The sequence below is a fragment of the Blautia schinkii genome (assembly GCF_013304825.1).
In the GTDB taxonomy this organism is placed as follows: domain Bacteria; phylum Bacillota; class Clostridia; order Lachnospirales; family Lachnospiraceae; genus Blautia_A; species Blautia_A schinkii_B.
The window spans coordinates 1-947 of record NZ_JAAWUO010000046.1 but is presented as its reverse complement, the minus strand read 5'-3'; the positions used below and the strand labels follow the sequence as shown (position 1 = coordinate 947).

The 947-nt window shown below is 33.4% G+C and carries 2 protein-coding genes; both read right to left on the bottom strand.

The window, feature by feature from the left end; translation table 11 throughout:
- On the bottom strand, positions 1–239 hold a 239-nt coding region (locus HFM85_RS15995; RefSeq protein WP_173739199.1), incomplete at its 3' end, for a helix-turn-helix domain-containing protein.
- Positions 202–846, bottom strand: coding sequence for an IS607 family transposase (locus HFM85_RS15990; protein ID WP_173754719.1), 645 nt, complete (start codon positions 844–846; stop codon positions 202–204). The genes HFM85_RS15990 and HFM85_RS15995, both read right to left, overlap by 38 nt.
- Positions 847–947 lie beyond the last annotated feature (101 nt).

Here is a 947-nt window from a genome sequence, read left to right as displayed (position 1 = left end):
GCCTGTTTGGTTACATTATTTGAAATACTCAATAACCATGCGTATTCATCAGAATGTCTAAGCTTTGTAAATTCTTTTCTGAGTTCTGCATCTGAAATGAATTTTCCTCCTTTTTCATAGTTTTCTATTTCCCTTGCCAAAGCCCAGTTATAAGCAAATCTTGAAGCACCTGCGTACTGAAACATCTTAGTTTTCTGTATATTATTTGGTATCAACATTACTTTTATGGCTTTTACCATCTACTTCCTCCTGTATCAGTTCCCGGATAAGTTTCTTGGCTTTATTCGCTCGTTTTCCTTGTAATTTGCAACTGAATACTGTGATTATCTGAACCAGATCTTCAACAAGTTCCTGCTGTTCGGATTTTTCAGTATTATCAATAATCTCAATCTCACAATTATAAAGCGAAGCGGTATATTCTATCAATTCAAAACCAAATCGCAATAGCCGATCTTTATATAAAACAACAACCTTTTCAACCTGATTTTGAGATATTCGTCTGATCAATTCCTGGAGTCCTTTTTTCTTATAATTAATTCCGGAACCGATATCACTTATTATCTCAAATGGCTGTCCTTTTACCAGAAGATATGTCTTAACATTATCAATCTGTCGTTCCAGATCATCTTTCTTTTTATGGCTGGAAACGCGACAATATCCAATTGTAATGCGATTTTTAGGCTTTACATTTATTACCTGGTTGAGTTGCTCGTCAGAGTAATATCTATAGCCGCTTACTGTAGTATGATGCGGATGAAGTTTTCCATTGGCATCCCAATTTCGTAATGTCTGGGCGGATACGCCTATAATTTTTGAAAATTCATGTATAGAATAATATTTACTCAAAGCATCAACTTCTTTCAATAATATTCTGCTCTAATATCTTATAAAACTCAACATGTACTTATATGATTTTATAATTTATATTTAACTGTTAATAACCTCCT